Here is a 16,504-nt window from a genome sequence, read left to right as displayed (position 1 = left end):
GTAGGATGAAGTTATGGGATTTATGACACAAAAGGAGATGGCACCGCTGCCTGATGTTCATCAACTGCGTGATGAACAGACGATGTTAACCGTGGAACATCTGAATTTGTACTATGGCGATAAGCAGGCTCTGAACGATATTTCGCTTCGTATTCCGAAGAACCAAGTCACGGCGTTGATTGGCCCGTCGGGCTGTGGCAAATCCACGCTGTTACGCTGTTTTAACCGTATGAACGATCTGGTAGATGACTGCCGCACCGAGGGAAATATTTGGCTCAGTGGCATGCCGATTAACGATCCGCAGTTGGATGTGGCTGTATTACGCCGTCGGGTCGGTATGGTTTTTCAACGCCCGAATCCGTTTCCCAAATCAATCTATGAAAATGTGATTTATGGCCTGAGATTGCAGGGGCTACGCGATCGCCGTTTTCTGGATGATGCCGTAGAGCGTGCGCTACGGGCGGCGGCGCTGTGGCATGAGGTAAAAGATCGGCTGAGCGACAACGCGTTGACGTTATCCAGTGGACAGCAGCAGCGTTTGGTGATCGCTCGGGCTATCGCTATTGAGCCGGAAGTGCTGTTGTTGGATGAGCCGACTTCCGCGCTCGATCCGATTTCGACGCTGGTTGTTGAAGAGTTGATGGGCACGCTAAAGCAGCATTTCACGCTAGTGCTCGTGACGCACAACATGCAGCAGGCGGCTCGCGTGTCGGATTACACCGCCTTTATTAATCAGGGCAAATTGATTGAGTACAATCGCACGGACGATCTGTTTACCTCTCCGACGCAGCGGCGCACAGAGGATTATATTACTGGACGATTTGGTTGAAATGTCATTAAACACACCGCGTTTCAGAAAAATGGTGACTTTTCCCGCTCATGCGCTCACTAGTGCCAGTGCATTAGCCCCGATCAGGATGTTGTCAGCCGTCTGACGCCGATCGTTAAATAACGTATCGGCGTTAAATGAGCGAGGGGCTTACAGCAGATCGCGCAGGCTGTAAACAATGGCGGAAATCGCGATCAGTCCCATCAGGGTGACAAAAACGTTACTGATATAGCCGCTGTATTTCTTCATCGCCGGAACTTTCTGAATAGCGTACATGGGCATCAGGAATAACAGACACGCGATAATCGGGCCGCCCAACGTTTCGATCATACCCAGAATACTGGGGTTTTTCGTTGCGACAATCCAAGTGGTGATCAGCATGAACAGCGCAGTGATACGGTTCAGTTTGGTGTTGGAAATGGTTTTTCCTCTGCTGCGCAACGTTTTTACGATCATCCCGTTAAAGCCTTCGCCCGCCCCCAGATAGTGACCCAGAAATGATTTAGAGATGGCGATGGTGGCAATGATCGGAGCCAGGTAGCCGATGACCGGGTTATTAAAATGGTTCGCCAGATAGGACAGAATAGAAATGTTCTGCGCTTTTGCTTCCATCAGTTCGGCTGGCGACAGGCTCAGTACGCAACTGAAGACGAAGAACATCACAGTCAGCACCATCATCATGTGGCTGTAAGACAGAATACGTGAGCATTTTGGCTCTGCCTCATCACCGTATTCTTTCCGTTTGGCAACGGCGAAAGAGGAGATAATCGGCGAATGGTTGAAGGAGAACACCATCACCGGAATCGCCAGCCATAATGTTGCCAACAGACCGTTGCCCGTGACGCTGGAATTTAAAGAAATGTTTTCAAAAACAGAGGTGTTCCAGCTCGGGATTAAATAAAGCGCCAGCAACATTAGCACGGCAACAAAAGGGTAAACCAGAATACTCATGGCTTTTACGATCATCGCTTCACCAAAACGAACAATAAACATCAACCCGAGGATCAATATTAATGACAGCACGGCACGCGGTGGAGAAGATAAATGCAATTGGTGAGTAATAAAGTTGTCTACCGTATTGGTAATCGCGACGCTGTAAACTAATAGGATGGGATAAATTGCGAAAAAATAAAGCAAAGTGATTAATTTACCCGCACCAACGCCGAAATGTTCCTCAACGACTTCGGTAATATCTTCGCCACCTTTTTTTCCTGATAATACAAAACGGCATAAGGCTCGGTGGGAATAATAGGTCATCGGGAAGGCAATTAGCGCCATGATGATGAGCGGAATTAAACCGCCAATACCGGCATTGATAGGTAAGAATAACACACCTGCGCCGATAGCTGTGCCGTAGAGGCCTAGCATCCAAACGGTATCGCTTTTACGCCATTCTGAATCCTGTTCTAACACATGGCTATTATCTTGAATTGTGCTCATTTACTGGTTTCTCCTTGGTGAACATATTAATATTCATCATACTGGGGTATAAAAATTACAGTATCGGCAACTTACCGTTACAGAGCTTAAAAAACGAACAGGACATATTGCTAATAATGTCAGCAGGTCAATACTGTTTTGTGGCGGCATTCTATATCGTGGTGGTCAGCGAATAATATTGAGACGATCACAGAAATGAATTGGCTGACGGTATTTTAATAAAATTTCGCGAAAAATAAAATATCAATACTGATGCTTTATTTTAAATAATTCTTAATGGCTTATTGTTGATTTTTTTAATTGTCGAATGATAAATAACAAATAAAAATAGATGAAATAATAAACGCAATTTTTCTGATACCACGCTTAATGAGATGTTTTCTCTTTTCGGGATAGTGTGCCGTTACGACGATCGAATCGAATGGTATTTGTCATCCGGCAGGAATGGGTAATCTGCCGGATGACGCTCGTCAATCTGTCAGGCGGTGAGCTTTTCCTCTGCCCACGCCAGACCGCTGTGGTATTCCGCTGGCAAAAGTTTCGCCAGCGATTGCAGAGTGTGTCGCAGCGGTGCGGCATCGGATGACGCCACATTGAGGTGCCCAACTTTGCGACCAGGACGAACCGCTTTCTCATACCAGTGTAAATGCACCAGCGGCAGGGACAGCCAGTCGAGATTCACGTCAGTGCCGATCAGGTTGACCATCACTGAGGGCGTTTCGACGATGGGGTGCGGCAGTGGCAGATCCAGAATGGCGCGCAGGTGCAGTTCAAACTGGCTGATTGACGCGCCATTTTGTGTCCAGTGTCCACTATTGTGTACACGCGGAGCCAGCTCGTTAATGAGCAGTCGGTCGCCGACAATAAAGCATTCCATCGCCATCACGCCAATATAGCCCAACGCATTCATAATCGCAGACAGCATCTGTTCTGCCTGCTGTTGCAACTGCGCATCCGGCTGAGGGAAAGCCACGCTGGTACGCAGAATACCGTCCTGATGCAGGTTGTGGGTGAGCGGGTAGAACACGCATTTACCGTGCGTATTGCGGGCACCAACCAGCGAAACTTCGCCGGAAAAATGAATCCCCTGCTCAACGATGCACTCGCCATAGCAATCAGCAGGCAGCGTCTGTTGTTCGCCGTCGCGTAAGCGCCACTGACCACGTCCATCGTAACCGCCAACGCGGCGTTTCACGATAGCGAGTTCACCTAATGAGGCGAAAACGTGTGGCCATTCATCGGCACTTGCCAGCAATTGCCAGGGAGCTGTGGCCAGATTTAGCGAATCCAACAGGTGTTTTTGCGTCAGGCGATCGGCCAGACGCGGGAAAATATCGCGGTTCGCAAACGCCGGATGTTCAGCCAGTTCACGGGTGAGAGGGGTTTCCGGCCAGCGCTCGATCTCGGCGGTAATCACACTGTTATGAAACGGAACCGACTCCGGCTCTGCATCCAGCCCCACGGGGTAAACGGCAATCCCTAACGGTTCGCCCGCCTGACGGAGCATTCTGCCCAATTGGCCATTGCCTAATACGCAAACCGGTTTCATGCCTCCTCCCGCGGATCGGGATGAGAGAGCACATCATCAGTTTGTGCCTGACGCCAGTCGGCCAGTCGGGTGGCGATACCTTTATCGTGCAGGGCGAGAATTTGTGCGGCCAGCAGAGCAGCGTTCGCGGCTCCGGCTTTGCCAATGGCCAACGTGCCGACCGGAATACCGCGCGGCATCTGGACGATTGAATACAGGCTGTCTACACCGCTCAGCGTGGAGCTTTGTACCGGTACGCCGAGTACCGGAACCAGCGTTTTTGCTGCCAGCATGCCCGGCAGATGTGCCGCGCCGCCTGCGCCAGCGATAATCACATCAAAACCGTTCTCTGCCGCCTGCTCAGCAAAGCTGAACAGTTTATCCGGCGTCCGGTGTGCGGAAACGACTTCGGTATGAAAAGGAATGTTCAGCGTGGTGAGGATTTCCGCAGCAAACTGCATAGTGGCCCAGTCACTCTTTGAACCCATGACGATGGCAATTTTAGCCGGGGCAACGTTGGATGACATGCCTGTAACGCTCCTGTGGTTGTACCTGTAATTTGTACGTGTTGGTGACGTGTTCGCGTCGGCCAGACAGAGAGGGTCTGGCGTTGAGGGCGTAGAGCATATCACGCCATTATGGCGAGGAAAACGGTTGCGTATGCGTAAATGCTGAAGGAATAGGGCGAGGGGTCATTAAGTCAATGGTGGGTAACGCATTAAAATGGGAAGGAAATCAATTCGATATTTTGTGGCGTGACCTTAATCATTGACCCATCTTCATGCCAGGCACCCAGCACGGCACGGCGGCCTTCAGATTTGCCGAGATCCACCCGATGAATGGCTGGGCGGTGTGTGTGACCGTGGATCATCGTCTTTACCTGATAATGCTGTAAGCGTTCAAGCACGGCGTCGTGATTGACATCCATAATCTGCTGCGATTTTTGCTGATTGGCCTGCTGGCTGCTGGCACGCATTTTGGCGGCAATCTTTAGACGCAGCGATAACGGTAATAGCAGAAAGAGTTGCTGAATGAATGGGTTGTGCACGCGGCGGCGAAATTTTTGATAGGCCAGATCGTCAGTGCACAGGGTATCGCCATGCAAAATGAGGATTTTCTGACCATAGAGGTCGAGCACCGTTTCCGTTGGCAACAGCGTCATCCCACTTTGTCTGGCAAAGCGTTTGCCAATCAGAAAATCACGGTTACCGTGTACGAAATAGCACGAAATGCCACGTTGATGTAACGCATACAGTTCGGCAGCGATGATCGCGTGCAGCGGCTGCGGGTCGTCATCACCAATCCAGGCATCGAACAGATCGCCAAGAATGTACAGCGCATCTGCATGAATTGCCTCATGGCGTAAAAAACGCAAAAAACCGGCGGTGATCGCCGGTTCATGAAGACTTAAATGCAGATCGGCAATAAACAGCGTTGCCATACCGGTCTGATTATTCGCTGACTGTTACGTGGGTGATCACCACGTCTTCTTTCGGTACGTCCTGATGCATGCCGCTGCGGCCAGTCGCCACGCCTTTGATTTTATCCACGACGTCCAGACCTTCGGTGACTTCAGCAAAAACGCAGTAGCCCCAGCCATCAGCACGCTCTGAACGGAAGTTCAGGAAGTCGTTATCGACAACGTTGATAAAGAACTGGGCTGTAGCAGAGTGCGGATCGTTGGTACGAGCCATTGCCAGCGTGCCACGCGCGTTTTTCAGGCCGTTGTTGGCTTCATTTTTGATTGTCGCGTTGGTTTCTTTTTGATCCATGCCCGGAGCGAAGCCGCCGCCCTGAATCATGAAACCATTAATCACACGGTGAAAAATTGTGTTGTCATAAAAACCGCTGCGGCAGTAGTTCAGGAAGTTTTCTACGGTAACCGGCGCCTTGTCTGCAAACGTGTTAATCACGATATCGCCGTGGTTGGTATGAAGCGTAATCATAATAATGAACCCTAAATAGCCTTAATGATAAGAGTGCAGTCCACAAAATACAGTGAACAACAAGAGCGCTGTTATAGCATAACTGGTCGATTGAGTCAGTACTTCGGTTTACCAGGTGTTCATTGGCGGTGAGCACAATGGGGGAAATCGTATAAAAATGGTTGCCGCCTTGGTTTTGGCAGCCATCAGAAAAGAGACGCGCTGAAGAAAAATGGCATAGAGGCGTTAATTAGGCAGCACAGACTTTTAAAAACAAATAAATTGATTAATTTGCGTATTAATGGATAGTTAATTTGAATGAGATTTTTTTTGTCCCAGATCAATGTTTTGCATAATCGTCGTATGCTTTCTTAGCGGCTCAGATTAATCTGATAGCCATTGTTACCCACAGATACCTCTAAATGGATAGGTGAATCATGCTGGATAGTATTAATCGAGTATTAGATAAGCCCGATTTCGGCAAATTGTTCTTGCGCGTCTCTTTCAGTGTCCTGATGCTGTTTCATGGCTGGCACAAGGTACATGGTGGTATTGGCGCAATTGAAGGTATGCTGGCTTCAGCAGGGCTTCCTGCTTTTGTTGGCTACGGTGTTTACGTCGGTGAGGTCATCACGCCGATCCTGATGATCCTCGGGATTTTCACACGGCCTTCTGCGCTGATTTTCTCCTTTACCATGGTTGTCGCGACGTTACTGGTTCACCCTGATGGTTTCTTCATGCTGGAAAAAACCGGTGCCTGGGGTGTTGAAGGCACAGCGGTATACTTCTTTGCCGGTATTGCGATTGCCCTGCTCGGTAGCGGTAAGTATTCAGTGATGTCGAATCCTCGCTGGCGTTAATTGTTTTTTTGCCGACGTATTGCTTTTATCCGCAGCGTCGATGACGTGAAATGGCTCAGAAAATCTGGGCCATTTCATTTTTGTCCCTTCTCGCTTATTCCCTCTTCTATTAACCTTGCAATACAGTGGGGTTCAGGTTTCAATACGCCGTTGGGATATAAACCCTCAATTCATTTAGCGTTAATGGCATCAATGCTCGTTAATTACATGGGTGTGATGGGTGCCAACTGCGGCGGTGATTGACCTGCCGTGTGGACGCTGTACTTTTGTGAAAACCATTTTTTTGTGAAAACCATTTTCTATAAAAACACTGGAACGCCCTGATGCTAAAGATTTTTAATACGCTGAGTCGCCAAAAAGAGGAGTTTAAACCTATCCACGCCGGTCAGGTGGGAATGTATGTGTGTGGCATCACCGTTTATGACCTCTGTCATATCGGCCACGGGCGTACTTTCGTGGCGTTTGATGTGGTGGCGCGGTATTTGCGGTATCTGGGATATTCACTGAAATATGTGCGTAATGTCACCGATATTGACGACAAAATCATCAAACGGGCGATCGAAAATGGGGAAACCAGCGATCAACTGACAACCCGTATGATTGCAGAAATGCACGCTGATTTTGATGCTTTGAATATTCTGCGCCCAAATGCTGAACCCCGCGCGACGCACCACATTGCCGACATCATTGAAATGGTGGAAACGCTGATTGCCCGACGTCATGCTTATGTGGCAAGCAATGGCGATGTCATGTTTTCCGTTGAGACTGCGCCGGGTTACGGTGTGTTGTCCCGTCAGGATTTGGATCAATTGCAGGCTGGCGCACGCGTTGAAATTACGGAAGTGAAGCGTAATCCAATGGATTTCGTGCTGTGGAAAATGTCCAAGCCGGGTGAGCCGCATTGGCCTTCTCCATGGGGAGAGGGGCGTCCCGGCTGGCACATCGAATGTTCTGCTATGAACTGCAAACAGCTCGGCGAACACTTTGATATTCACGGCGGCGGTTCAGATTTGATGTTTCCGCATCACGAAAACGAGATCGCGCAATCCGGTTGTGCGCACGACGGCCCGTATGTGAATTACTGGATGCATTCCGGTATGGTGATGGTTGATCGCGAAAAGATGTCAAAATCGCTCAACAATTTCTTCACCGTTCGTGACGTACTTGCCTATTACGACCCGGAAACCGTACGTTACTTCCTGATGTCAGGCCACTATCGTAGCCAGTTGAACTACAGTGAAGATAACCTGAAACAGGCGCGTGCGGCGCTGGAGCGCCTGTATACGGCGCTGCGTGGAACGGATCTCAGCGTTGAGCCACACGGCGGTGATGTATTTGAAGCTCGTTTCCGTGAAGCGATGGATGACGATTTCAATACGCCGGAAGCCTACTCGGTGCTGTTTGACATGGCGCGCGACGTTAACCGCCTGAAAGCGGAAGATGTGCAGGCGGCGAACCAACTGGCATCGGCACTGCGTAAACTGTCTGGCGTGCTTGGCCTGCTGCAACAGGATCCTGAACAGTTCCTGCAAAACGGCGCGCAGGTGGATAATGAGGAAGTGAAAGAAATCGAAGCGTTGATTCAACAGCGTAAAGATGCGCGTGCGGCGAAAGATTGGGCGCTGGCAGATCAGGCTCGCGATCGGTTGAATGAGATGGGGATCGTACTGGAAGACGGCCCGCAGGGTACGATCTGGCGGCGTAAGTAACGCTGCCTTATAAACTTTTCAGCAAATAAAAAGCCCGCAGAGAATCAATCGCGGGCTTTTTTGCCATCATTAACGTCGCTAAGCGTCAGGCGGCGATGCTTACTGTCTCGCCATTGAACTGAACGGTTTGTCCGGCGACGATTTTACAGCGCTTACGCGTTTCGGTTTGACCATCAACGGTCACGTCGCCGGCGGCAATAGACAGTTTGGCCGCCGCGCCGCTTTCACTCCAGCCCAGCAATTTCAAGAGATCGCACAGTTCAACGTGCGGATGTTTTTCAAGATGAAACGTTGTCATAATTTCCTGCTTATCCGTGTTCGACTCACCCATTATTCGGCATGGTCATGATACTCTTCGCACGCTTGCAGCGTGTTTTGAATCAGGGTGGCAACCGTCATGGGGCCGACGCCGCCCGGTACGGGGCTGATGTAAGACGCTCTTTCCTGCGCAGTTTCAAATTCCACATCACCGACCACTTTGCCGCTATCCAAACGGTTGATACCCACGTCTAGCACGATGGCGCCTGGTTTAATCCAGTCGCCAGGGATGAAACCCGGTTTACCCACGGCGACAACCAGCAGATCGGCATTTTCAATGTGGTGGCGTAGGTTTTTGGTGAAACGATGCGTTACGGTGGTGGTGCAGCCAGCCAGCAGTAGCTCCAGGCTCATCGGGCGGCCAACGATATTGGATGCGCCGACCACAACGGCATTCAGCCCAAAGGTGTCGATATTGTAACGCTCCAGTAGCGTGATGATGCCGCGTGGCGTACAGGCGCGCAGCAGCGGTGCACGCTGGCACAGACGACCTACATTGTAAGGGTGGAAACCGTCGACATCTTTATCCGGGGCGATGCGCTCAATCACTTTCGTGTTATCAATGCCTTCCGGTAACGGTAGCTGAACCAGGATACCGTCAATCGTCTGGTCGGCGTTGAGCTGGTCGATCAGCGCCAACAGCTCTGGTTCCGTTGTCGTGATGGGTAAATCGTAAGAGCGGGAGATAAAACCCACTTCTTCGCACACCTTACGCTTGCTGGCGACATAAATCTGTGACGCCGGGTTCTCGCCGACCAGCACAACAGCCAGACCTGGTGCGCGTTTTCCTTCTGCTAAACGCTGCGTGACCCGTGCGGCAACTTCGTCTTTGACCTGCTGCGCAATCGTTTTACCATCAATAATCTTTGCTGCCATCTGCGATGAAACCCATCAATGTGAAATAGGGGGATGGTCGCTATTCTGTCAGAAGCGGCGCGTGCTGTCAGGTATTGCGTCAACATTAATTGTTTCTATACCCGTTATACTTCAAGTTGGCAGGTCAAATGTGCACCCTACGACGTTGTCTTTTGCCTGCCGACTTAAGATGCCATTGGTCTTAAGTCTAACGCTTCGCGTTATATAAAACGTTAACCTTGACACCTTGGCATCGATATACCAGCGATAAAGACGCCAACATAAATTATATCCACCTTTCTCTTCGTTATGTCACTAAAGATGAATGGCGTTATATTACATGGCCTCATGTTATTTTCTGGTGCTAATTATTAATAATTATTGCCAGGTGTAAGAAGAACTTTATTTTTCATTAAATGCACCATGTTTAATTGGCGTTTAATCGGAATTGCTAATGATAATGAAAGTGTGCTTCTGATGTTTAGGCCGTTTTTTCAAGCGCGCCGCGGTCAATAAACGAGAGGTGGCAGTAGAAAAAGAAATAAATTGAAATGTAACGCATCTATTCAAGTTTAAGAATAAAAAAGATACTTCGGTGAAATAGAGTGTTAGCCAATCATGAGATAAAGAGCTCCCAATGAAAATAGCGATTAGTGGAACGGGATATGTCGGTTTATCGAATGGGCTATTATTAGCACAACAGCATCAGGTTGTGGCATTGGATATTGTGGCCGAAAAAGTGGCGCTGTTAAATTGTAAGCGATCGCCGATCAATGACGCTGAGATTGACCGTTTTTTACAATGTGAAACGCTTAATTTTTCCGCTACGTTGGATAAATACGAGGCATATACCGATGCGCAGTTCGTGATTATTGCTACACCGACGGATTACGATCCACATACCAACTATTTCAATACCTCATCGGTAGAAGCGGTCATTCACGATGTGTTGGCGATAAACCCACAGGCGATTATGGTGATCAAATCTACGGTGCCTGTCGGTTTTACTGAGAAGATCAGTCAGCAGTTAGATACGGATAACGTCATTTTTTCGCCTGAGTTTTTGCGTGAAGGGAAGGCGCTATATGACAACCTTTACCCGTCGCGGATTGTGGTGGGGGAACGCTCGGAAAGGGCACGTTTTTTTGCTAACGTGTTGATGGAGTGTGCATTTAAAAAAGATGTTCGCGTTCTGTTTACCGACTCGGCAGAGGCCGAAGCGATAAAACTGTTTTCCAATACCTTCCTGGCGATGCGTGTGGCCTACTTTAATGAGCTGGACAGCTATGCCGAATCGCTGGGGCTAAATACCCGGCAGATTATTGAGGGCGTCTGTCTTGATTCTCGCATCGGTGATTACTATAACAACCCTTCTTTCGGCTATGGCGGATACTGTTTGCCGAAAGATACCCGGCAGCTTCTGGCTAATTACCGTACCGTACCGAATAAGCTGATCAAGGCTATCGTGGAGGCTAACCATACGCGTAAAGACTTTATTGCCGACACCATTATTCGTCGTCACCCTAAAACAGTGGGTATCTATCGTCTCATTATGAAAGCGGGGTCGGATAATTTTCGCTTCTCTTCCATTCAGGGCATTATGAAAAGGATAAAAGTGAAAGGAATCAATGTGGTTATTTATGAACCAGAGATTGATGGCGATGATTTTTTAGGTTTTCCTATCGTTCATCAACTTGGCAATTTTAAACAACAGTGTGACATTATTCTTACTAATCGTTATGCCGATGAATTAAAAGATGTGAGAGGGAAAGTTTATACGCGAGACGTATTTGGTAAGGATTGATGTCTGCGGGTAAATGAATTTATTTTTTTCATTATCGAAATGTTTATCTTTATTGTAATTAACGATGTTTTCACCGTCTTGGCACGCTATGCCGTTTATCTTTGGTTTTATGATAATGGTAATGAATTGAGGTTTCGTTATTTAGACATCACGTAATGATTTGTCGCCATTATTTGTTAGGGGAATACATTATGACGGATTTTTTGCCTTTTTCCCGCCCGGCTATGGGTGATGAGGAAATGGCTGCCGTGGCGGAAGTATTACGTTCTGGCTGGATAACCACGGGGCCGAAATGTCAGCAACTAGAGCAGGCTTTTTGCCAGCAAGTCGGGTGTCGACAGGCGATTGCGGTTAGCTCTGCGACGGGCGGCATGCACGTTACGCTGATGGCGCTTGGCATTGGCCCTGGTGATGAGGTGATCACGCCGTCTCAGACTTGGGTTTCAACCGTCAATATCATCACGCTATTGGGCGCGGAACCGGTGATGGTTGACGTAGATCGGCATACGCTGATGGTACGACCGCAGGATGTTGAGGCGGCCATTACACCGAAAACGAAAGCGATTATTCCCGTGCATTACGCTGGTGCGCCAGCCGATCTGGATGCACTTCGTGCGCTCAGCGAGCGCTATGGCATTCCGCTGATTGAAGATGCGGCGCACGCCGTGGGCACGCAGTATCGCGAGGCGTGGATTGGCGCGTCCGGCACCGCCATTTTCTCGTTTCATGCGATTAAAAATATCACCTGTGCGGAAGGTGGCATGGTGGTGACGGACGACGAGGCTCTTGCCGAACGCATACGCAGCCTGAAGTTTCATGGGCTGGGCGTTGATGCGTTCGACAGGCAGTTACAAGGGCGCAAGCCACAGGCCGAAGTGGTGATGCCGGGATTTAAATACAATCTGGCGGATATCAACGCCGCCATTGCGCTGGTTCAGTTGGATAAGCTCCCGGCGATTAACGCCCGCCGTCAGCAGTTGGCCGCGCGTTATCTCACACCGTTACGCGCTCTGCCGCTTCAGCCGCTAGCGGTTCCTGACTATCCCCATCTGCACGCCTGGCACCTGTTTATGGTGCGCGTGGATGAAGCGCAGTGCGGCATATCGCGTGATGGCCTGATGGCGGCCTTGCAGACTCGCGGTATCGGCACCGGGCTGCATTTCAGAGCCGTGCATACACAGAAATACTACCGTGAGCGTTATCCCCATTTGCACCTGCCGGAAACGGAATGGAATTCGGCGTCGCTCATGACGCTACCGCTGTTTCCTGATATGCAGGACAGCGATGTCGATCGCGTCGTCGCGGCGCTAACCTCGATTCTGGAGTCTGTTCGTGATTGATGACATCAAAAATGTTTCTGTTGTGATTCCCGTTTATAACGAAGAAGAAAGCCTGCCGGTGCTGATTGAACGCGCGCTGGTGGCCTGTCGGAAGATTGGTAAACCCTGGGAAATTATTCTGGTTGATGATGGCAGCAGCGATCGCTCGGCGGAATTGCTGACTGAGGCGGCGAGGGACCCGGAAAAGCACATTATTGCTGTACTACTGAACCGTAACTATGGTCAACATTCGGCCATTATGGCCGGATTTCAGCAGGCGGTTGGTGATGTGGTGATCACACTGGATGCCGATTTGCAGAATCCGCCGGAGGAAATCCCGCGGCTGGTGGAGTATGCGTCGCAAGGGTATGACGTGGTGGGCACCGTACGGGCAAACCGACAGGACTCCCTGTTTCGCAAACTAGCCTCGAAAACCATCAACATGATGATTCGACGCTCAACCGGGAAATCCATGGCGGATTACGGCTGCATGCTGCGTGCCTACCGTCGCCACATTGTCAGCGCGATGCTGCGCTGTCATGAACGCAGCACCTTTATCCCTATTCTTGCCAACACGTTCGCTCGGAAAACCATCGAGATCGATGTGATGCACGCCGAACGGGAATTCGGTACGTCCAAATACAGCTTTCTGAAGTTGATCAACCTGATGTACGACCTGCTGACCTGCCTGACGACGACGCCACTGCGCATACTCAGCCTGATTGGTAGCGTCGTCGCGCTATCGGGTTTCCTGCTCGCGCTGCTGTTGATCGGCCTGCGCCTGTTCTTCGGCGCGGAGTGGGCGGCAGAGGGCGTGTTCACGCTGTTTGCCGTGTTGTTCATGTTTATCGGCGCACAGTTCGTCGGGATGGGGCTATTGGGGGAGTACATCGGCCGTATCTATACCGATGTGCGTGCCCGACCACGCTATTTTGTGCAAAAAACAGTGAGTGCAGCAACACCGCTGACCACCAGTTTACGGGATGAAGAAGAATGAAAGCGATCGTATTTGCCTACCATGATATCGGCTGTGTGGGTCTTGAAGCGTTGACGTTAGCGGGCTACGAAATTCAGGCGGTGTTTACACACAGTGACGCACCGGGTGAGAACCACTTCTATGCGTCGGTAGCGAAAACGGCGGCAGGGATGGATGTCCCCGTGTTTGCGCCGGAAGACGTGAACCATCCGCTCTGGGTGAACCGTATTCGGGAACTGGCACCGGATGTGATTTTTTCTTTCTATTACCGGACGTTATTAAGTGACGATATTCTTCAGCTACCGTCGTTTGGCGCATTCAATCTGCATGGTTCACTGCTACCGCGTTACCGTGGGCGGGCTCCGGTCAACTGGGTGCTGGTGAACGGCGAAACGCAAACGGGCGTGACGCTGCACAAGATGGTGTCCCGCGCCGATGCCGGTGAGATCGTGGTACAGTCTGTGGTGGCGATTGATGATGAAGACACTGCGCTGACGCTGCATGGAAAGTGCCGTACCGCCGCCGCCGCGTTACTGGCGCAGCAATTGCCGCTCATTCGCTCGCGTGAGATGACGCTGACGCCGCAGGATGAGAGTCAGGCCAGCTATTTTGGCCGCCGTACGGCAGCAGACGGTCTGATTGATTGGCACAAAAGTGCCCGTGAGATCAACAATCTGATCCGCGCCGTGACGGAGCCATATCCGGGAGCATTTACGTTTCTCGGTGAGCGCAAAGTGGTTATCTGGCGTGCCTGCGTGCTGAAAAACGACAGCGTGAAAGCCAATGGCGTGAAGCAGAAACCAGGCTCGATTATCTCGACATCGCCGCTGGTGGTTGCCTGCGGTGAGGATGCGCTGGAGATCGTCAGTGGGCAGGGTGAAGCCGGGCTGTATATGTCAGGTAGCCGACTGGCGGCGGAAATGGGCATGGTGCCGCAGGCGCGGTTGGGTAACCTCGCCAGCCGTGTTCAGCGACGCCGTACGCGTGTGCTGATCCTTGGCGTGAATGGGTTTATCGGTAATCACCTGACTGAGCGACTGTTGCGTGACGATCGCTATGAGATCTACGGGTTGGATATCAGTTCGGATGCGATTGCCCGTTTTCTAGGCGATCCACGTTTCCATTTTGTGGAAGGCGATATCAGCATCCATAACGAATGGATCGAATACCACATCAAGAAATGTGATGTCATTTTGCCGCTGGTGGCGATTGCTACGCCTATCGAATACACCCGTAACCCGCTGCGCGTGTTCGAGCTGGATTTTGAAGAGAACCTGAAAATCGTGCGCGACTGCGTGCGTTACAACAAGCGCATCGTCTTTCCGTCCACCTCAGAAGTGTACGGCATGTGTGATGATAAAGAGTTTGATGAGGATACTTCGAACCTGATTGTCGGTCCGATCAACAAACAGCGCTGGATCTACTCCGTATCCAAGCAACTACTGGATCGGGTGATCTGGGCGTACGGTGCTAAAAACGGCCTGCGCTTTACGCTGTTCCGCCCGTTTAACTGGATGGGACCGCGTCTGGATACGTTGGACGCTGCGCGTATCGGCAGTTCTCGTGCCATTACTCAACTGATCCTCAATCTGGTGGAAGGGTCGCCGATCAAGCTGGTGGATGGCGGGGAACAAAAGCGCTGCTTTACCGACATTCACGACGGCATTGAAGCGCTGTTCCGCATTATTGAAAACCGCAACGGCCAGTGTGATGGACAGATCATCAACATCGGCAATCCACACAATGAAGCCAGCATTCGCGAACTGGGCGAAATGCTGTTGACCAGTTTTAATGCTCACCCGCTACGCGATTGTTTCCCGCCGTTTGCCGGGTTTATTGACGTGGAAAGCAGCCGCTATTACGGAAAAGGTTATCAGGATGTGGCGCATCGCACGCCGAGCATTCGCAATGCCAAACGCCTACTGGAATGGGAGCCGACGGTGGAGATGGAGCAAACCGTCGCGGAAACGCTGGACTATTTCCTGCGTACCGTTGACATCTCGCATACCGCTGATGCCACGGATACACAGGGATGACGCGCGTTGGCCTGCGGATTGATGTTGACACCTGGCGCGGTACGCGGGATGGCGTACCCGCGTTGCTAGATGTGCTGGCAGAATTTGATGTACAGGCGAGTTTCTTTTTTAGCGTCGGGCCGGACAACATGGGACGTCACCTGTGGCGTCTGTTGCGTCCGCGCTTTTTATGGAAGATGCTGCGCTCCAATGCGGCCTCGCTCTACGGCTGGGATATTTTACTGGCTGGTACGGCGTGGCCGGGGCGTCGTATTGGCACGCAGTTTGGCGCGTTAATCTGCCAGACATACGACGCGGGGCATGAAGTCGGGCTACATGCCTGGGATCATCATGGCTGGCAGGCGAATGTCGCCCGTTGGTCGGAGGCGCAATTGGCCGCGCAGTTCCGTGAAGGCATGGATGCGCTGACGCACATTCTGCCATCCCCCGTGCGCTGCTCCGCCGTGGCGGGCTGGCGAGCCGATCCGCGCGTCGTTGAGATGAAGCAGCGCTGGGATCTGGACTATAACAGCGACTGTCGTGGCACCCAACCTTTTCGGCCACGGCTGAAAAATGGCGAACTGGGCACGGTGCAGATCCCGGTCACGCTACCTACCTACGATGAAGTCATCGGTGAGCGCGTGAGCGACGACGAATTTAACGACTTTATTCTTGATGCGATCCGGCAGGATCGCGGCGTGCCGGTGTACACCATTCACGCAGAGGTTGAAGGGGGGGCAAAGCTGGCGCTGTTCCGCCAATTGCTCCTTCATGCTCGTCAGCAGCATATCGAATTTTGTCCACTTTCCTCATTGCTGCCTGACGACACGGCTACGCTGCCGGTCGGACGGATTGCTCGCGCATCGTTTCCCGGACGGGAAGGGTGGCTTGGCGTACAAGTGGAAGAATAAAGAAAGCAGGAGACA

15 protein-coding genes are annotated in these 16,504 nt (G+C 51.0%); 8 read left to right on the top strand and 7 right to left on the bottom strand.

The window, feature by feature from the left end; translation table 11 throughout:
• Positions 1-13: 13 nt before the first annotated feature.
• Positions 14-829: a phosphate ABC transporter ATP-binding protein PstB gene (gene pstB, locus OI69_RS03600; RefSeq protein ID WP_039346200.1), complete on the top strand. Its 816-nt coding sequence runs from the start codon at positions 14-16 to the stop codon at positions 827-829.
• Positions 830-979: 150 nt separating this feature from the next.
• On the opposite strand, the gene OI69_RS03595 is transcribed toward pstB, so the two are convergent.
• The 5 genes from OI69_RS03595 to ppiB form a co-directional block, all read right to left on the bottom strand.
• Positions 980-2,269 (bottom strand): HAAAP family serine/threonine permease, encoded by a 1,290-nt coding sequence (locus tag OI69_RS03595; RefSeq protein WP_039346199.1) that lies wholly within the window; start codon positions 2,267-2,269, stop codon positions 980-982.
• Between the two features lie 478 nt (positions 2,270-2,747).
• Positions 2,748-3,818 (bottom strand): 5-(carboxyamino)imidazole ribonucleotide synthase, encoded by a 1,071-nt coding sequence (gene purK / locus OI69_RS03590; protein ID WP_039346198.1) that lies wholly within the window; start codon positions 3,816-3,818, stop codon positions 2,748-2,750.
• Entirely contained in the window at positions 3,815-4,324 is a 510-nt protein-coding gene (purE, locus tag OI69_RS03585; protein WP_039346196.1) for a 5-(carboxyamino)imidazole ribonucleotide mutase, read from the bottom strand. Before purE ends, purK begins: the two co-directional genes overlap by 4 nt.
• A 191-nt stretch (positions 4,325-4,515) precedes the next feature.
• Entirely contained in the window at positions 4,516-5,238 is a 723-nt protein-coding gene (lpxH, locus tag OI69_RS03580) for a UDP-2,3-diacylglucosamine diphosphatase (RefSeq protein ID WP_039346193.1), read from the bottom strand.
• 10 nt (positions 5,239-5,248) lie between these two features.
• Complete coding sequence (gene ppiB / locus OI69_RS03575) at positions 5,249-5,743, bottom strand: peptidylprolyl isomerase B (protein WP_039346191.1); 495 nt, start codon at positions 5,741-5,743, stop codon at positions 5,249-5,251.
• 416 nt (positions 5,744-6,159) lie between these two features.
• Here ppiB and OI69_RS03570 point away from each other — a divergent pair, with 416 nt between their 5' ends.
• Both OI69_RS03570 and cysS read left to right on the top strand, forming a co-directional pair.
• Complete coding sequence (locus OI69_RS03570; protein ID WP_039346189.1) at positions 6,160-6,582, top strand: DoxX family protein; 423 nt, start codon at positions 6,160-6,162, stop codon at positions 6,580-6,582.
• 323 nt (positions 6,583-6,905) lie between these two features.
• Positions 6,906-8,291 (top strand): cysteine--tRNA ligase, encoded by a 1,386-nt coding sequence (gene cysS / locus OI69_RS03565; RefSeq protein ID WP_039346186.1) that lies wholly within the window; start codon positions 6,906-6,908, stop codon positions 8,289-8,291.
• Between the two features lie 85 nt (positions 8,292-8,376).
• Here the strand turns inward: cysS and ybcJ are convergent, their stop codons facing one another.
• Together ybcJ and folD are read right to left on the bottom strand one after the other, a co-directional pair.
• Positions 8,377-8,589, bottom strand: coding sequence for a ribosome-associated protein YbcJ (gene ybcJ / locus OI69_RS03560; protein WP_039346275.1), 213 nt, complete (start codon positions 8,587-8,589; stop codon positions 8,377-8,379).
• 32 nt (positions 8,590-8,621) lie between these two features.
• Positions 8,622-9,485 carry a bifunctional methylenetetrahydrofolate dehydrogenase/methenyltetrahydrofolate cyclohydrolase FolD gene (folD, locus tag OI69_RS03555; protein ID WP_039346184.1) on the bottom strand — a complete coding sequence of 288 codons (864 nt, stop codon included), beginning with the start codon at positions 9,483-9,485 and terminating at the stop codon, positions 8,622-8,624.
• 616 nt (positions 9,486-10,101) lie between these two features.
• Between folD and OI69_RS03550 the strand changes: the two genes are divergently transcribed.
• From OI69_RS03550 to arnD, 5 genes are all read left to right on the top strand, one after another.
• Positions 10,102-11,268 carry a nucleotide sugar dehydrogenase gene (locus OI69_RS03550; RefSeq protein ID WP_039346182.1) on the top strand — a complete coding sequence of 389 codons (1,167 nt, stop codon included), beginning with the start codon at positions 10,102-10,104 and terminating at the stop codon, positions 11,266-11,268.
• 191 nt (positions 11,269-11,459) lie between these two features.
• The gene (gene arnB / locus OI69_RS03545) at positions 11,460-12,608 is read left to right on the top strand and encodes a UDP-4-amino-4-deoxy-L-arabinose aminotransferase (protein ID WP_039346180.1); all 1,149 of its coding nucleotides are present in this window, start codon (positions 11,460-11,462) and stop codon (positions 12,606-12,608) included.
• Complete coding sequence (arnC, locus tag OI69_RS03540) at positions 12,601-13,584, top strand: undecaprenyl-phosphate 4-deoxy-4-formamido-L-arabinose transferase (RefSeq protein WP_039346179.1); 984 nt, start codon at positions 12,601-12,603, stop codon at positions 13,582-13,584. The genes arnB and arnC overlap by 8 nt, the downstream gene beginning before the upstream one ends.
• Positions 13,581-15,599: a bifunctional UDP-4-amino-4-deoxy-L-arabinose formyltransferase/UDP-glucuronic acid oxidase ArnA gene (gene arnA / locus OI69_RS03535; protein WP_039346177.1), complete on the top strand. Its 2,019-nt coding sequence runs from the start codon at positions 13,581-13,583 to the stop codon at positions 15,597-15,599. Before arnC ends, arnA begins: the two co-directional genes overlap by 4 nt.
• Positions 15,596-16,489 carry a 4-deoxy-4-formamido-L-arabinose-phosphoundecaprenol deformylase gene (gene arnD / locus OI69_RS03530; RefSeq protein WP_039346174.1) on the top strand — a complete coding sequence of 298 codons (894 nt, stop codon included), beginning with the start codon at positions 15,596-15,598 and terminating at the stop codon, positions 16,487-16,489. Before arnA ends, arnD begins: the two co-directional genes overlap by 4 nt.
• Positions 16,490-16,504 lie beyond the last annotated feature (15 nt).

It is taken from the genome of Pectobacterium fontis (assembly GCF_000803215.1).
Lineage (GTDB): Bacteria > Pseudomonadota > Gammaproteobacteria > Enterobacterales > Enterobacteriaceae > Pectobacterium > Pectobacterium fontis.
The sequence above is the reverse complement of the archived record's forward strand: the minus strand, read 5'-3'. Positions and strand labels throughout refer to the sequence as shown.